Genomic DNA, 12,541 nt, shown 5'->3' on the forward strand with positions numbered 1-12,541 from the left:
TATGGCATATAGTGAAAAAGTCGTTGATCATTATGAAAACCCACGCAATGTTGGCTCTTTCGATCAAAATGATCCTAATGTTGGTAGTGGTATGGTTGGTGCGCCAGCGTGTGGCGATGTAATGCGATTACAAATCAAAGTGAATGATGCGGGTATTATTGAAGATGCTAAATTCAAAACTTATGGTTGTGGTAGTGCAATAGCATCCAGCTCTTTAGTCACCGAATGGATTAAAGGTAAATCGTTAGATGAAGCGCAAGCGATTAAAAATACTGATATCGCAAAAGAACTTGCATTGCCACCTGTTAAAATTCACTGTTCAATTTTAGCCGAAGATGCAATTAAAGCCGCAATTGATGATTATAAAACTAAGAAAGGGCAAGGTTAATGGCAATCACATTAACAACAAGTGCAGCAAATCGAGTTCAATCCTTTTTGGCTAATCGCGGAAAAGGTGTTGGGCTTAGGTTAGGTGTAAAAACATCCGGTTGTTCAGGTATGGCTTATGTCTTGGAATTTGCTGATGTGATTAATGACGATGATAGCGTTTTTGAAGATAAAAATGTCAAAGTGATCGTAGATAAAAAAAGTTTAGTTTATATTGATGGAACAGAACTTGATTTTGTCAAAGAGGGTTTAAACGAAGGCTTTAAATTCAATAATCCTAATTCTAAGAATGAATGCGGTTGTGGCGAAAGCTTTAATGTTTAGTTGGAGCTATCATTATGGATAATTACTTTGAGTTATTTCAGTTACCTGTACAGTTGCCGGTTGATTCAAAACAGTTAGCGCTTCATTATCAACAGCTACAAAGACAATATCACCCAGATAATTTTGCGACTGCAAATGACAGCGAAAAATCGGCTGTTGTACAAAAATCGGCTAAAATTAATGATGGTTATCAAACATTAAAAAATCCGATCAAAGCGGCTGAATATTTTTTATCGTTACAAGGTTTTGATATTGCAGCAGAACAGAGCATTATTCATGATGCCGATTTTTTAATGGAGCAATTTTCTTTGCGTGAAAGGCTTGATGACATTGAAAATCAAGCTAATTTTACCTTGTTAGATGATTTTCATGCAGAAATTATTGAACGTGAAAAAACAGTTTATAATCAATTACTAGCGCTCATTGCTAAACAAGATTGGCAAACTGCACTTAATCAACTCTATAAAATCCGTTATCTCACTAGATTGATTGAACAAATCGAGAAGTTACAAGAAAAGCAATTTGCTTTATAATTTTAAGATTAGTCGCACGTCAACAGAGATAGATTAAATGGTATTATTACAGATCAGTGAACCAGGACAAACACCAGAACCCCATCAACGTCGTGTGGCGGTAGGCATTGATCTTGGTACAACAAATTCACTCGTCGCAACAGTTCGTAGTGGACAATCCGAGGTTTTACCTGATTTAGACGGTAATGCTTTATTGCCATCAGTTGTTCATTATGGCATCGATCATGATGATAATCCGGTTATTACCGTTGGAAAGAATGCTAAAGATAATGCTGCCAACGATCCCAAAAATACAGTAAGTTCTGTTAAAAGGTTAATGGGCAGAAGTTTATCCGATATTCAATTTTCGCATTTTCCCTACGCATTTTCACAAACTGAAAATGGCGTACCCTTATTAAATTTACCTAATGGCCAAGTTAATCCTATTCAGGTTTCAGCCGAAATCTTAGTTGCTTTAGCCAATAGAGCAAAACAGACATTACAAAGTGAAATTGATGGCGCGGTGATTACTGTTCCTGCCTATTTTGATGATGCTCAGCGGCAAGCAACCAAAGATGCTGCAAAGTTAGCTGGATTGCATGTACTTCGTCTTTTAAATGAACCAACCGCCGCCGCGATTGCTTATGGTTTAGATTCCGGCAAAGAAGGGGTGATTGCCGTTTATGATTTAGGTGGCGGAACGTTTGATATTTCTATCTTGCGCTTACATAAAGGGGTGTTTGAAGTATTAGCAACGGGGGGCGATTCTGCACTTGGTGGTGATGATTTTGACCGACTACTTGCAGATTATCTAAAAAAACAAGTCGGTCTAGAAACTAACACTGATCCCCATATTAACCAAACAATTATTGATGAAGCGGTTCAAATCAAAATTGCACTAAGCCAGAAAGATTCTGTTTTAGTCAACATAGAAGGACAATCTCTAACTATAACACGTAAACAATTTGAAGCGTTAATTGAACCGTTAGTCAAACGCACATTGGCGGTTTGTCGCCGGGCATTAAAAGATGCTCAAACTGATATGAGTGATATCGTTGAAGTTGTGATGGTCGGTGGTTCTACTCGCGTACCGTTAGTTCGTAAACTTGTCGGCGATTATTTTAAAACTGAGCCTTTAACGTCGATTGATCCGGATAAAGTTGTTGCTATTGGTGCAGCAATACAGGCGGATATACTCGTTGGCAATAAGCCAGATTCCGACATGCTATTGCTTGATGTTATTCCCTTGTCTTTAGGGATAGAAACGATGGGCGAATTGGTTGAAAAAATTATTCCACGTAATAGCACCATTCCTTGTGCGAGGGCGCAAGAATTCACCACATTTAAAGACGGACAAACGGCGATGATGATTCATGTTTTACAAGGTGAACGTGAAACTGTTGCTGATTGCCGATCACTTGCAAGATTTACGTTAAGGGGTATTCCTCCTATGCCTGCAGGTGGAGCACATATTCGTGTCACTTTTCAAGTTGATGCTGATGGTTTGTTAAGTGTCACTGCAAAAGAGAAATCAACAGGCGTTGAAGCAGCGATCCAAGTCAAGCCATCTTATGGGTTAACAGATAAAGAAATCGCGTCCATGATTCAAGATTCTATTAGCTATGCACAGCAAGATAAACAAGCTAGGATGCTCGCTGAACAAAAAGTTGAAGCCGCACGAGTTCTTGAGAGTTTGCAAAGCGCCTTAGATAAAGACGTCGATTTATTAAGTGAAAATGAACTGGATCAGATTTTAGCAGCTAAACATCAATTACAAGCCGTAAGTGAATTAGATGACAGTTATGCCATTGAAAAACAAATCAAAGTTGTTGATAAAGTGACACAGGAGTTTGCTGCTAAGCGAATGGATAGGTCAATTCGTCATGCTTTAACTGGTCATAAAGTTGATGATATTTAACTAACGAGATTATTATGCCAAAAATTACTTTTTTACCTAATGCCGATCTTTGTCCTGATGGATTAACTGTCGAAGCAGAAGAAGGCGAATCTATTTTAGAAGTTGCTTTGCGCAATGACATTGAAATTGAACATGCTTGTGAGATGTCTTGTGCTTGTTCAACTTGCCACTGTATTGTTCGAAAAGGATTTGATTCACTCGAAGAGAGTGATGAACAAGAAGATGATATGCTGGATAAAGCGTGGGGTGTTGAACCGCATAGTCGCTTAAGTTGCCAAGCTCGAGTGACCGATGAAGATCTTGAGGTTGAAATCCCAAGATATAGTCTTAACCACGCTAAAGAAGATCATTAATCAGTCGCCTTTATGGCGGCGCCTAATTTACTTATCATTTGAGATTTTAATTTTTTCTATTTTTCTTTGATTTTGATATCGTTGTGATTTTTGTCACATTTTTCTTATCAAAAATAATACTTTACTATTAACTTGATTATCGTTTTGGTATAGTTGATTTATAGACATGTGCTGAAAAATAAACAGGTGTTTATGAATCATAGAGAAAAGCAAATCTTAACAATTATCCGTAATAATCCGCTTATCCAACAACATACAATAGCTGACATGTTAGGTATCACTCGCTCGAGTGTTGCAGGTTATATTATGACACTGACTCAAAAAGGCTATATAAAAGGAAAGGGTTATATTTTATCAGAAAATAATCATATTGTGGTGGTTGGTTCGAGCAATATGGATGTGACTGGATATTCAGATAAGAAATTAGTTTATGGTGATTCAAACCCAGGCAAAATTGCTTGTACACCTGGTGGTGTCGGTCGTAATATTGCTGAAAATTTAGCATTATTGGGACAAGATACTCATCTGGTTTCTATGATAGGTGATGATTTTTATGGCATGCAATTGATTGAGCACACGCGAAAAGCTGGCGTTAATATGGATCATTGCCACGTTGTAAAAGGGGATAGTACTTCAACTTATCTTTCTCTATTAGATGAAGCTGGTGAAATGATTCTAGCTATCAACGATATGGACATTATTGATAAGTTAACACCAAGTTTATTAAATGAGTCAAAACAATTGATTCAACATGCAAAATTATTAATTATTGATTGTAATTTACTATCAGAGGCTTTGGCTTGGTTATTCAGTAACGCAGGCTCAGTCCCTATTTTTGTTGATACCGTTTCAGCCTTTAAATCGCATAAAATAAAAGATTGGTTATCACATATTCATACTTTAAAACCTAACCGCCTTGAAGCTGAAATGTTAAGTGGCATAAAAATTAATAGCGATAAAGACATACCAGCTGTTATTGATTGGTTTCATAAACAAGGCGTGCAGCGTATAGCGATCAGTACGGGTGCTGAAGGTGTTTATTACAGCGAAATCAATGGTGAGCAAGGTTGGTCCGCTTCTATTCCTACAACAATTATTAGCGTTACAGGTGCAGGTGATGCGATGCTTGCTGGCCTTGCTCATGGCTATTTGGATAATATGAGTTTTTATCAAAGTGTGAGATTTGCTCAAGCGTGCTCATCTTTAACGTTATCATCTGAATTTACCAATAATCCAAATCTATCTATTAATTGTGTTCAAAATATATTGGAGTCTGTTTCATGAATAATGTATCTACCTATAATCAATATCTCGATATCTCGCCAGAAGTTAAACAAGCGCTTGACAATAATCAACCTGTCGTTGCTTTAGAATCGACCATTATTTCACATGGCATGCCTTATCCGCAAAATGTGGAAACCGCATTAAAAGTGGAAGAAATTGTCAGAAAAAATGGCGCAATTCCTGCAACGATTGCGGTAATTAACGGTCGATTAAAAGCTGGGTTATCAAAAGAAGAGATCACCATTCTTGGTAAAGAAGGATTAAATGTAACAAAAGTAAGCCGTCGTGATTTACCAGTTGTTGTAGCCAATAAACAAAATGGTGCGACAACCGTTGCAGCTACAATGATTATTGCTGAATTAGCGGGTATTCGAGTTTTTGCAACCGGCGGGCTTGGTGGCGTTCATCGTGGCGCTGAGCATACCTTTGATATTTCAGCCGATCTTCAAGAACTCGCTAATACAAGTGTCGCTGTAGTTTGTGCTGGTGCCAAATCAATTTTAGATTTAGGTCTAACGATGGAATACCTTGAAACATATGGGGTACCTGTGGTTGGTTATCAAACCGAAAAACTGCCGTCGTTCTTTAGCCGAACTAGTCCGTTTGATGTTAGCGTAAAACTAGATAGCGCTAAACAGATTGCCGACATGATTAACGTAAAATGGGATTTGGGTTTAAAGGGTGGCGTTGTGGTTGCAAATCCTATTCCTGAACAATATGCAATGGATGAGCAAATTATTTCCGTTGCGATTGAAAAAGCGTTACAAGAGTCGGTTGAGAAAGGGATTAAAGGTAAAGAAACCACGCCATTCTTGTTAGCCAAAGTGGTAGAAATAACGGGTGGTGATAGTTTAGAAGCTAATATCAATCTCGTCTTTAATAATGCTAAATTAGCATCAGAAATAGCAATAAATTATTGCCATATTAAATAATTACTATTAAATTTTTAGTCTAAAGGAAGAATAGCTATATTTATTTAATGCACTTCCTTTAGGTATTATCGCTTTAGTACCTGTAATCCTAAAAATATTTGTTTGATTTGTTAAAGTCATTATCTTTACTCTTTATGAATTACTCCTTGCATTAGTTAATTATTTACGTATAATTGACGCACTTTGTTTGTTGAATTTTTGATAAGCAAATGCGTATGAAGATATAATCCTTATTTAATAATATTGAATTATATCAACAATACTCCCGATTTGGGGGTTACGAAAAAGAACGGATTACACTCTCCTGTCAATCGAAACAGGGTAAGAGGAGTAGTCTTTTGTTATAACTTTTAAATAGTGGAGCTCTGGTCTCATGTCGAACCAAAGAATCCGTATCCGGTTAAAAGCGTTTGATCATCGTTTGATAGATCAATCAACTGCTGAAATTGTAGAAACTGCGAAGCGCACAGGCGCACAAGTTCGTGGTCCTATTCCATTACCGACACGCAAAGAGCGTTTTACCGTATTGATTTCTCCGCACGTTAATAAAGACGCGCGTGATCAATATGAAATTCGCACTCACAAACGTCTAGTTGATATTGTTGAGCCAACTGAAAAAACAGTTGATGCTTTAATGCGTCTAGATCTTGCTGCCGGTGTTGATGTGCAGATCAGTTTAGGTTAATCCTAGGCTGAATGATTGAGAGGTCGAAACAATGATTGGTTTAATCGGTCGTAAAGTAGGAATGACACGAATCTTCACCGAAGAGGGTGTTTCTATTCCTGTCACCGTAGTTGAAGTTCAAAGTAACCGCATTACTCAAGTAAAAACGCTTGAAAATGATGGTTATCAAGCTATTCAGGTTACTACTGGCAGCAAAAAAGCAAGCCGCGTAAACAAACCTGAAGCAGGTCATTTCGCTAAGGCTGGCGTTGAAGCTGGTCGTGGTCTATGGGAATTCCGTTTTGAAGAAGGTGAATTTACTGTAGGTCAAAGCATTAACGTTGATATTTTTACAGACGTTAAAAAAGTTGATGTTACTGGTACATCTAAAGGTAAAGGTTTTGCTGGCGTAACTAAACGTTGGAATTTCCGTACTCAAGATGCAACCCATGGTAACTCTTTGGCACACCGTGGTCATGGCTCAATTGGTCAAAACCAAACTCCAGGTAAAGTGTTCAAAGGTCGTAAAATGGCAGGTCACCTAGGTAATGAACGTGTAACTGTTCAAAACTTAGATATTGTACGTGTTGATGCAGAGCGTAACCTTTTATTAATTAAAGGTGCGGTTCCTGGCGCAATCAATAGTGACGTAATTGTTAAACCAGCAATCAAGGCTTAACGTCGAGGAGATAGAGATGGAATTAGTAGTAAAAGACGCGCAAGCGCTTTCTGTTTCCGAAACTACCTTCGGACGTGAGTTTAATGAAGCGTTAGTTCACCAAGTAGTTGTTGCTTATGCATCTGCTGCTCGTCAAGGCTCTCGCGCACAAAAAACTCGTGCAGAAATCGCTGGTTCAGGCAAAAAACCATGGCGTCAAAAAGGCACAGGTCGTGCTCGTTCAGGTTCTATTAAGAGCCCAATCTGGCGTAGTGGTGGTGTAACATTTGCAGCAAAACCACAAGATCATAGCCAAAAAGTTAACCGTAAAATGTATCGTGGTGCATTAAAGAGTATTTTCTCTGAATTAGTGCGTCAAGAACGTTTAGTTGTGGTTGAAACATTTACTGTTGAAGCACCTAAGACTAAATTATTAACTCAGAAATTAAATGATATGAATCTTAATGATGTTCTAATCATTACCTCTGACGTTGATGAAAATCTTTTCTTAGCAGCACGTAACTTGCATAAAGTTGATGTGCGTGATGTGGCAGGTATTGATCCAGTTAGTTTGATTGCATTTGACAAAGTGGTTATCACTGTTGATGCCGTTAAACAAGTAGAGGAGATGTTAGCATGATTCGTGAAGAGCGTCTGCTTAAAGTCCTGCGAGCACCACATGTTTCTGAAAAAGCATCTATTTCAATGGAAAAAACAAATACATTAGTATTGAAAGTTGCTAAAGATGCTACTAAGAGAGAGATTAAAGCCGCAGTTGAACAACTATTTGAAGTTAAAGTAGATGACGTAAATACGCTTGTTGTTAAAGGCAAAGTAAAACGTCGTGGTCAACAAATCGGTCGCCGTAGCGACTGGAAAAAAGCTTACGTTACTTTAGCAGAAGGTCAAAACTTAGACCTTGCTGGCGTCGCTGAGTAATTCGGAGGAGTAAGAACAATGGCAGTTGTTAAGTGTAAACCTACATCTCCGGGTCGTCGCCACGTTGTTAAAGTGGTTAACCCAGAGTTGCATAAAGGTAAGCCTTATGCACCGTTGCTTGATTCAAAAAGCAAAACTGGTGGTCGCAATAATAATGGTCGTATCACTACCCGTCATATCGGTGGTGGTCATAAACAACATTATCGTATTGTCGACTTTAAGCGTAATAAAGATGGTATTCCAGCAGTTGTTGAACGTTTGGAATATGATCCGAACCGTAGTGCAAATATTGCATTGGTTCTATATAAAGACGGTGAACGTCGTTATATTTTAGCGCCTAAAGGCTTAAAAGCAGGTGATCAGATCCAATCTGGTGTTGATGCATCAATTAAAACAGGTAACTGTTTACCAATGCGCAATATTCCAGTCGGTTCTACCGTGCATAATATTGAAATGAAACCAGGCAAAGGCGGACAACTTGCTCGCTCTGCTGGTAGTTATGTTCAAATCGTTGCGCGTGATGGTGCTTATGTAACATTACGTCTACGTTCAGGTGAAATGCGTAAAGTGTTATCTGATTGCCGCGCCACTATTGGTGAAGTGGGTAACTCAGAACATATGCTTCGCGTACTAGGTAAAGCGGGTGCTTCGCGTTGGCGCGGTGTTCGTCCTACTGTTCGTGGTACAGCAATGAACCCGGTAGACCATCCACATGGTGGTGGTGAAGGTCGTAACTTTGGTAAACATCCTGTGTCTCCATGGGGTCAAAAAGCCAAAGGATTGAAAACGCGTAGCAACAAACGTACTGATAAGTATATTGTTCGCCGTCGCAATAAGAAATAATTAATATAGAGGATTAGCTATGCCACGTTCTCTCAAGAAGGGTCCTTTTATTGACCTACACTTGCTGAAGAAGGTAGAGAAAGCGGTGGAAAGCGGGGACAAGAAACCAATTCGTACTTGGTCCCGTCGTTCAACGATCTTTCCTAACATGATCGGTTTGACCATCGCTGTCCATAATGGTCGTCAGCACGTTCCAGTTTATGTTTCCGACGAAATGGTTGGTCATAAATTGGGTGAATTCGCGCCGACTCGTACTTATCGCGGCCACGCTGCGGATAAGAAAGCTAAGAAGAAATAAGTAGGAGAAAGAGATGGAAACAATTGCAAAGTACCGCCACGCTCGTTCTTCTGCACAAAAAGTTCGCTTAGTTGCAGATCTTGTTCGCGGTAAGAAAGTGTCTCAGGCACTTGATATTTTAACGTACACCAATAAAAAAGCGGCTGTACTAGTTAAAAAAGTATTAGAGTCTGCTATTGCTAATGCAGAGCATAACGATGGTGCTGATATTGATGATCTAAAAGTTGCGAAAATTTTCGTAGACGAAGGCCCAACCATGAAGCGTATTATGCCTCGTGCAAAAGGTCGTGCAGATCGAATTTTGAAGCGTACGAGTCACATCACCGTGATCGTCTCTGATCGCTAGGCTGGAGAATAGCAATGGGTCAAAAAGTAAATCCAAATGGTATCCGACTAGGCATCGTCAAGCCTTGGACATCTACATGGTATTCGGGTACAAAGACATTCGCTGATAATTTAGAAAGTGATTTTAGAGTGCGTGAATTCTTAAACAAAGAATTAGCACAAGCATCAATCTCTAAGATTGTAATCGACCGTTCAGCAGAAACTAACGTTCGCATTACTATTCACACTGCTCGTCCGGGTATTGTGATTGGTAAAAAAGGCGAGGACGTTGAAAAATTACGTAATGCCGTAGCTTCTATTGTCAATAAATATAAAGACAAGAAAGAGAAACGTGATGTTGCAGTACAAATTAATATAGCTGAAGTTCGTAAACCTGAACTTGACGCTAAATTAGTTGCTGACAGTATTACTTCTCAGTTAGAACGCCGTGTTATGTTCCGTCGTGCAATGAAACGTGCGGTACAAAATGCAATGAAAGCGGGTGCTAAAGGTATCAAAGTTGAAGTAAGTGGTCGTTTAGGCGGCGCTGAAATCGCACGTAGTGAATGGTATCGTGAAGGTCGTGTGCCTCTACATACTCTACGTGCTGATATCGATTATGGTACATCTGAAGCATTAACTACCTATGGTATTATTGGTGTTAAAGTGTGGATCTTCAAAGGTGAGATCCTTGGTGGTATGGCTGCCGTTGAACAAGCAGAAAAACAACCTGCTGCTCAACCGAAAAAGCAGCGCAAAGGCCGAAAACAATAAGGAGCGTCGCTGATGTTACAACCAAAGCGTACAAAATTCCGTAAAGTGCACAAGGGCCGCAATCGTGGTCTTGCTGTAAGTACTGACGTTAGTTTCGGTACATTCGGTCTTAAGGCTGTGGGTCGTGGTCGTTTGACTGCGCGCCAGATCGAAGCAGCACGTCGTGCTATGACTCGTGCAGTTAAGCGTCAAGGTAAAATCTGGATTCGAGTTTTCCCTGATAAACCAATTACTGAAAAACCACTTGAAGTGCGTATGGGTAAAGGTAAGGGTAACGTTGAATACTGGGTTGCTCAGATTCAACCAGGTAAAGTCCTTTATGAAATGGACGGAGTACCGGAAGAAGTTGCTCGTGAAGCATTTGCGTTGGCAGCTGCAAAACTGCCAATTAAAACCACCTTTGTGATTAAGACGGTGATGTAAATGAAAGCAAAAGAGCTACGCGAAAAAAGCGTTGAAGAGTTAAATACTGAACTTCTTAATTTATTACGTGAGCAATTTAACTTACGTATGCAATTAGCTGGGGGTCAGTTAACACAAACTCATGTGTTAAAACAAGTGCGTCGTAATATTGCACGAGTTAAAACATTATTAACTGAGAAGGCGGGTGCGTAATATGACTACTGAAGTAAAAATTCGTACTCAGCAAGGTCGTGTTATTAGCGACAAAATGGATAAATCTATTACTGTAGCTATTGAACGTAAAGTGAAGCATCCGTTATATGGTAAGTTCATTAAACGTACGACTAAATTGCATGTACATGATGAAAACAACGAGTGTGGTATTGGTGATACTGTAGAAATTAAAGAGTGTCGTCCATTATCAAAAACCAAATCTTGGACTCTTGTTCGAATCGTAGAAAAAGCAGTTAGTTAATCTTTTTGATTAAAAACTGTACATAATATAATAAACGGCTCATCGGCCGTTTATTTTATGCTATCCATTTTATTTGAGTGGTGTTATACTATGCGCCCTCACATATGTGGGTTTTTGGTTGTCTATTCTTATCCATGGTAGTTGAGGTGGATGAAGGTAGATTAGACAATAATTTATTTATACGGAGCATTAAAATGATCCAAGAACAGACTAGGCTAGATGTTGCCGATAACTCTGGCGCACGTAGTGTAATGTGTATCAAGGTTCTCGGTGGATCGCACCGTCGTTATGCAGCGGTTGGTGATATCATCAAAGTTACCATTAAAGAAGCAATTCCACGTGGTAAAGTAAAGAAAGGTGATGTACTTAAAGCTGTGGTTGTGCGCACTAGAAAAGGTGTTCGTCGTCCTGATGGATCTGTCATTCGTTTCGATCGCAATGCGTGTGTTATTTTAAATAATAACAGTGAGCAACCGATTGGTACGCGTATTTTTGGACCGGTCACTCGTGAACTTCGTTCTGAGAAGTTTATGAAGATCATTTCATTAGCACCAGAAGTACTGTAAGGAGCGGGTAATGGCAGCGAAAATCCGTCGAGAAGATGAAGTTATCGTGTTAACCGGTAAAGATAAAGGTAAACGCGGTAAAGTAAAAAGTGTTTTGTCTACAGGCAAAGTGATTGTTGAAGGTATCAATTTGGTGAAAAAACACCAAAAACCAGTACCTGCATTAAATCAAGATGGTGGAATTGTTGAGAAAGAAGCAGCTATTAATGTTTCTAACGTAGCAATTTTTAACCCAGCTACAGGCAAAGCAGATCGCGTAGGCTTTCGTTTTGAAGACGGAAAAAAAGTCCGTTTTTATAAGTCTACTAATGAATTAATCAATTAAGTAATTTGGAGTGTACGATGGCGAAACTGCATGATTACTACAAAGCACAGGTAGTAAATAAACTGCAAGACCAGTTTGGCTACAAATCTGTCATGCAAGTCCCTCGGATCGAAAAGATCACCTTGAATATGGGTGTGGGTGAAGCAATTACTGATAAGAAATTATTAGATAATGCAGTTGCTGACTTAGCAGCAATCAGTGGTCAAAAACCACTTGTCACTAAAGCACGCAAATCAGTTGCTGGTTTTAAAATCCGTCAAGGGTATCCTATTGGTTGTAAAGTCACTTTACGTGGCGAACGTATGTGGGAATTTTTTGAACGTCTAGTTTATATTGCTCTTCCTCGTACTCGAGATTTTCGTGGTTTAAGCGCAAAATCTTTTGATGGTCGTGGCAATTATAGCATGGGTATTCGAGAACAAATCGTTTTCCCTGAAATCGATTATGATAAAGTTGATCGTGTTCGTGGTTTAGATATTACTATCACAACAAGTGCACAATCAGATGAAGAAGGCCGAGCTTTATTATCTGCCTTTAACTTCCCATTTCGTAAGTAAGGTAGG

The 12,541-nt window shown here is 39.1% G+C and carries 21 protein-coding genes; all 21 read left to right on the top strand.

Features of this window, described 5'->3' with window-relative positions:
• Position 1: 1 nt before the first annotated feature.
• Positions 2–388 (top strand): Fe-S cluster assembly scaffold IscU, encoded by a 387-nt coding sequence (iscU, locus tag J3U63_RS09810; protein ID WP_065634447.1) that lies wholly within the window; start codon positions 2–4, stop codon positions 386–388.
• Positions 388–711 carry an iron-sulfur cluster assembly protein IscA gene (iscA, locus tag J3U63_RS09815; protein ID WP_065634448.1) on the top strand — a complete coding sequence of 108 codons (324 nt, stop codon included), beginning with the start codon at positions 388–390 and terminating at the stop codon, positions 709–711. The genes iscU and iscA overlap by 1 nt, the downstream gene beginning before the upstream one ends.
• A gap of 14 nt (positions 712–725) precedes the next feature.
• The gene (hscB, locus tag J3U63_RS09820) at positions 726–1,244 is read left to right on the top strand and encodes a Fe-S protein assembly co-chaperone HscB (RefSeq protein WP_267367348.1); all 519 of its coding nucleotides are present in this window, start codon (positions 726–728) and stop codon (positions 1,242–1,244) included.
• Between the two features lie 37 nt (positions 1,245–1,281).
• Positions 1,282–3,141 carry a Fe-S protein assembly chaperone HscA gene (gene hscA / locus J3U63_RS09825; RefSeq protein WP_267371398.1) on the top strand — a complete coding sequence of 620 codons (1,860 nt, stop codon included), beginning with the start codon at positions 1,282–1,284 and terminating at the stop codon, positions 3,139–3,141.
• A gap of 14 nt (positions 3,142–3,155) precedes the next feature.
• Positions 3,156–3,494 (top strand): ISC system 2Fe-2S type ferredoxin, encoded by a 339-nt coding sequence (fdx, locus tag J3U63_RS09830; protein ID WP_065634451.1) that lies wholly within the window; start codon positions 3,156–3,158, stop codon positions 3,492–3,494.
• A 192-nt stretch (positions 3,495–3,686) separates the two neighbouring features.
• A complete protein-coding gene (locus tag J3U63_RS09835; RefSeq protein ID WP_267371400.1) occupies positions 3,687–4,778 on the top strand; it encodes a PfkB family carbohydrate kinase in 1,092 nt (363 codons plus the stop codon).
• Entirely contained in the window at positions 4,775–5,710 is a 936-nt protein-coding gene (locus tag J3U63_RS09840; RefSeq protein WP_267333933.1) for a pseudouridine-5'-phosphate glycosidase, read from the top strand. The genes J3U63_RS09835 and J3U63_RS09840 overlap by 4 nt, the downstream gene beginning before the upstream one ends.
• Before the next feature lie 373 nt (positions 5,711–6,083).
• The gene (rpsJ, locus tag J3U63_RS09845) at positions 6,084–6,395 is read left to right on the top strand and encodes a 30S ribosomal protein S10 (RefSeq protein WP_006120582.1); all 312 of its coding nucleotides are present in this window, start codon (positions 6,084–6,086) and stop codon (positions 6,393–6,395) included.
• A 31-nt stretch (positions 6,396–6,426) separates the two neighbouring features.
• On the top strand, positions 6,427–7,053 hold the full coding sequence (gene rplC / locus J3U63_RS09850) for a 50S ribosomal protein L3 (protein WP_065567159.1): 627 nt from the start codon (positions 6,427–6,429) through the stop codon (positions 7,051–7,053).
• A gap of 16 nt (positions 7,054–7,069) precedes the next feature.
• Positions 7,070–7,672, top strand: coding sequence for a 50S ribosomal protein L4 (gene rplD, locus J3U63_RS09855; protein WP_025314384.1), 603 nt, complete (start codon positions 7,070–7,072; stop codon positions 7,670–7,672).
• Positions 7,669–7,971, top strand: coding sequence for a 50S ribosomal protein L23 (gene rplW, locus J3U63_RS09860; protein ID WP_034885052.1), 303 nt, complete (start codon positions 7,669–7,671; stop codon positions 7,969–7,971). Before rplD ends, rplW begins: the two co-directional genes overlap by 4 nt.
• An 18-nt stretch (positions 7,972–7,989) precedes the next feature.
• Positions 7,990–8,814, top strand: a complete 825-nt coding sequence (gene rplB / locus J3U63_RS09865) for a 50S ribosomal protein L2 (RefSeq protein ID WP_065562943.1) — start codon at positions 7,990–7,992, stop codon at positions 8,812–8,814.
• 19 nt (positions 8,815–8,833) lie between these two features.
• Complete coding sequence (gene rpsS / locus J3U63_RS09870; protein ID WP_024496505.1) at positions 8,834–9,112, top strand: 30S ribosomal protein S19; 279 nt, start codon at positions 8,834–8,836, stop codon at positions 9,110–9,112.
• Positions 9,113–9,125: 13 nt separating this feature from the next.
• Positions 9,126–9,458, top strand: a complete 333-nt coding sequence (rplV, locus tag J3U63_RS09875) for a 50S ribosomal protein L22 (protein WP_034884235.1) — start codon at positions 9,126–9,128, stop codon at positions 9,456–9,458.
• Positions 9,459–9,472: 14 nt separating this feature from the next.
• On the top strand, positions 9,473–10,210 hold the full coding sequence (gene rpsC / locus J3U63_RS09880; RefSeq protein WP_065634455.1) for a 30S ribosomal protein S3: 738 nt from the start codon (positions 9,473–9,475) through the stop codon (positions 10,208–10,210).
• Positions 10,211–10,222: 12 nt separating this feature from the next.
• Positions 10,223–10,633: a 50S ribosomal protein L16 gene (gene rplP / locus J3U63_RS09885; protein WP_025314389.1), complete on the top strand. Its 411-nt coding sequence runs from the start codon at positions 10,223–10,225 to the stop codon at positions 10,631–10,633.
• A complete protein-coding gene (gene rpmC / locus J3U63_RS09890) occupies positions 10,634–10,825 on the top strand; it encodes a 50S ribosomal protein L29 (protein ID WP_065634456.1) in 192 nt (63 codons plus the stop codon).
• A 1-nt stretch (position 10,826) separates the two neighbouring features.
• On the top strand, positions 10,827–11,087 hold the full coding sequence (rpsQ, locus tag J3U63_RS09895; RefSeq protein ID WP_025314391.1) for a 30S ribosomal protein S17: 261 nt from the start codon (positions 10,827–10,829) through the stop codon (positions 11,085–11,087).
• A 194-nt stretch (positions 11,088–11,281) separates the two neighbouring features.
• On the top strand, positions 11,282–11,653 hold the full coding sequence (gene rplN, locus J3U63_RS09900) for a 50S ribosomal protein L14 (protein ID WP_025314392.1): 372 nt from the start codon (positions 11,282–11,284) through the stop codon (positions 11,651–11,653).
• Between the two features lie 10 nt (positions 11,654–11,663).
• Positions 11,664–11,978 carry a 50S ribosomal protein L24 gene (rplX, locus tag J3U63_RS09905; protein ID WP_065634457.1) on the top strand — a complete coding sequence of 105 codons (315 nt, stop codon included), beginning with the start codon at positions 11,664–11,666 and terminating at the stop codon, positions 11,976–11,978.
• 17 nt (positions 11,979–11,995) lie between these two features.
• A complete protein-coding gene (rplE, locus tag J3U63_RS09910; RefSeq protein WP_065634458.1) occupies positions 11,996–12,535 on the top strand; it encodes a 50S ribosomal protein L5 in 540 nt (179 codons plus the stop codon).
• Positions 12,536–12,541: the final 6 nt, after the last annotated feature.

Source organism: Gilliamella sp. B2838 (genome assembly GCF_026536185.1).
Classification (GTDB): domain Bacteria; phylum Pseudomonadota; class Gammaproteobacteria; order Enterobacterales; family Orbaceae; genus Gilliamella.

Excerpts from the sequence above, each read along its gene's own strand:
- rpsQ (WP_025314391.1), top strand. The coding sequence starts at position 10,827 with ATGACTACTGAAGTAAAAATTCGTACTCAGCAAGGTCGTGTTATTAGC.
- rplE (WP_065634458.1), top strand. The coding sequence starts at position 11,996 with ATGGCGAAACTGCATGATTACTACAAAGCACAGGTAGTAAATAAACTG.
- hscB (WP_267367348.1), top strand. The coding sequence starts at position 726 with ATGGATAATTACTTTGAGTTATTTCAGTTACCTGTACAGTTGCCGGTT.
- rplW (WP_034885052.1), top strand. The coding sequence starts at position 7,669 with ATGATTCGTGAAGAGCGTCTGCTTAAAGTCCTGCGAGCACCACATGTT.
- iscA (WP_065634448.1), top strand. The coding sequence starts at position 388 with ATGGCAATCACATTAACAACAAGTGCAGCAAATCGAGTTCAATCCTTT.
- J3U63_RS09840 (WP_267333933.1), top strand. The coding sequence starts at position 4,775 with ATGAATAATGTATCTACCTATAATCAATATCTCGATATCTCGCCAGAA.
- rpsJ (WP_006120582.1), top strand. The coding sequence starts at position 6,084 with ATGTCGAACCAAAGAATCCGTATCCGGTTAAAAGCGTTTGATCATCGT.
- rpmC (WP_065634456.1), top strand. The coding sequence starts at position 10,634 with ATGAAAGCAAAAGAGCTACGCGAAAAAAGCGTTGAAGAGTTAAATACT.
- rplN (WP_025314392.1), top strand. The coding sequence starts at position 11,282 with ATGATCCAAGAACAGACTAGGCTAGATGTTGCCGATAACTCTGGCGCA.
- rplD (WP_025314384.1), top strand. The coding sequence starts at position 7,070 with ATGGAATTAGTAGTAAAAGACGCGCAAGCGCTTTCTGTTTCCGAAACT.
- rplP (WP_025314389.1), top strand. The coding sequence starts at position 10,223 with ATGTTACAACCAAAGCGTACAAAATTCCGTAAAGTGCACAAGGGCCGC.
- iscU (WP_065634447.1), top strand. The coding sequence starts at position 2 with ATGGCATATAGTGAAAAAGTCGTTGATCATTATGAAAACCCACGCAAT.
- rpsS (WP_024496505.1), top strand. The coding sequence starts at position 8,834 with ATGCCACGTTCTCTCAAGAAGGGTCCTTTTATTGACCTACACTTGCTG.
- J3U63_RS09835 (WP_267371400.1), top strand. The coding sequence starts at position 3,687 with ATGAATCATAGAGAAAAGCAAATCTTAACAATTATCCGTAATAATCCG.
- rplV (WP_034884235.1), top strand. The coding sequence starts at position 9,126 with ATGGAAACAATTGCAAAGTACCGCCACGCTCGTTCTTCTGCACAAAAA.
- fdx (WP_065634451.1), top strand. The coding sequence starts at position 3,156 with ATGCCAAAAATTACTTTTTTACCTAATGCCGATCTTTGTCCTGATGGA.
- rpsC (WP_065634455.1), top strand. The coding sequence starts at position 9,473 with ATGGGTCAAAAAGTAAATCCAAATGGTATCCGACTAGGCATCGTCAAG.
- rplX (WP_065634457.1), top strand. The coding sequence starts at position 11,664 with ATGGCAGCGAAAATCCGTCGAGAAGATGAAGTTATCGTGTTAACCGGT.
- rplC (WP_065567159.1), top strand. The coding sequence starts at position 6,427 with ATGATTGGTTTAATCGGTCGTAAAGTAGGAATGACACGAATCTTCACC.
- hscA (WP_267371398.1), top strand. The coding sequence starts at position 1,282 with ATGGTATTATTACAGATCAGTGAACCAGGACAAACACCAGAACCCCAT.
- rplB (WP_065562943.1), top strand. The coding sequence starts at position 7,990 with ATGGCAGTTGTTAAGTGTAAACCTACATCTCCGGGTCGTCGCCACGTT.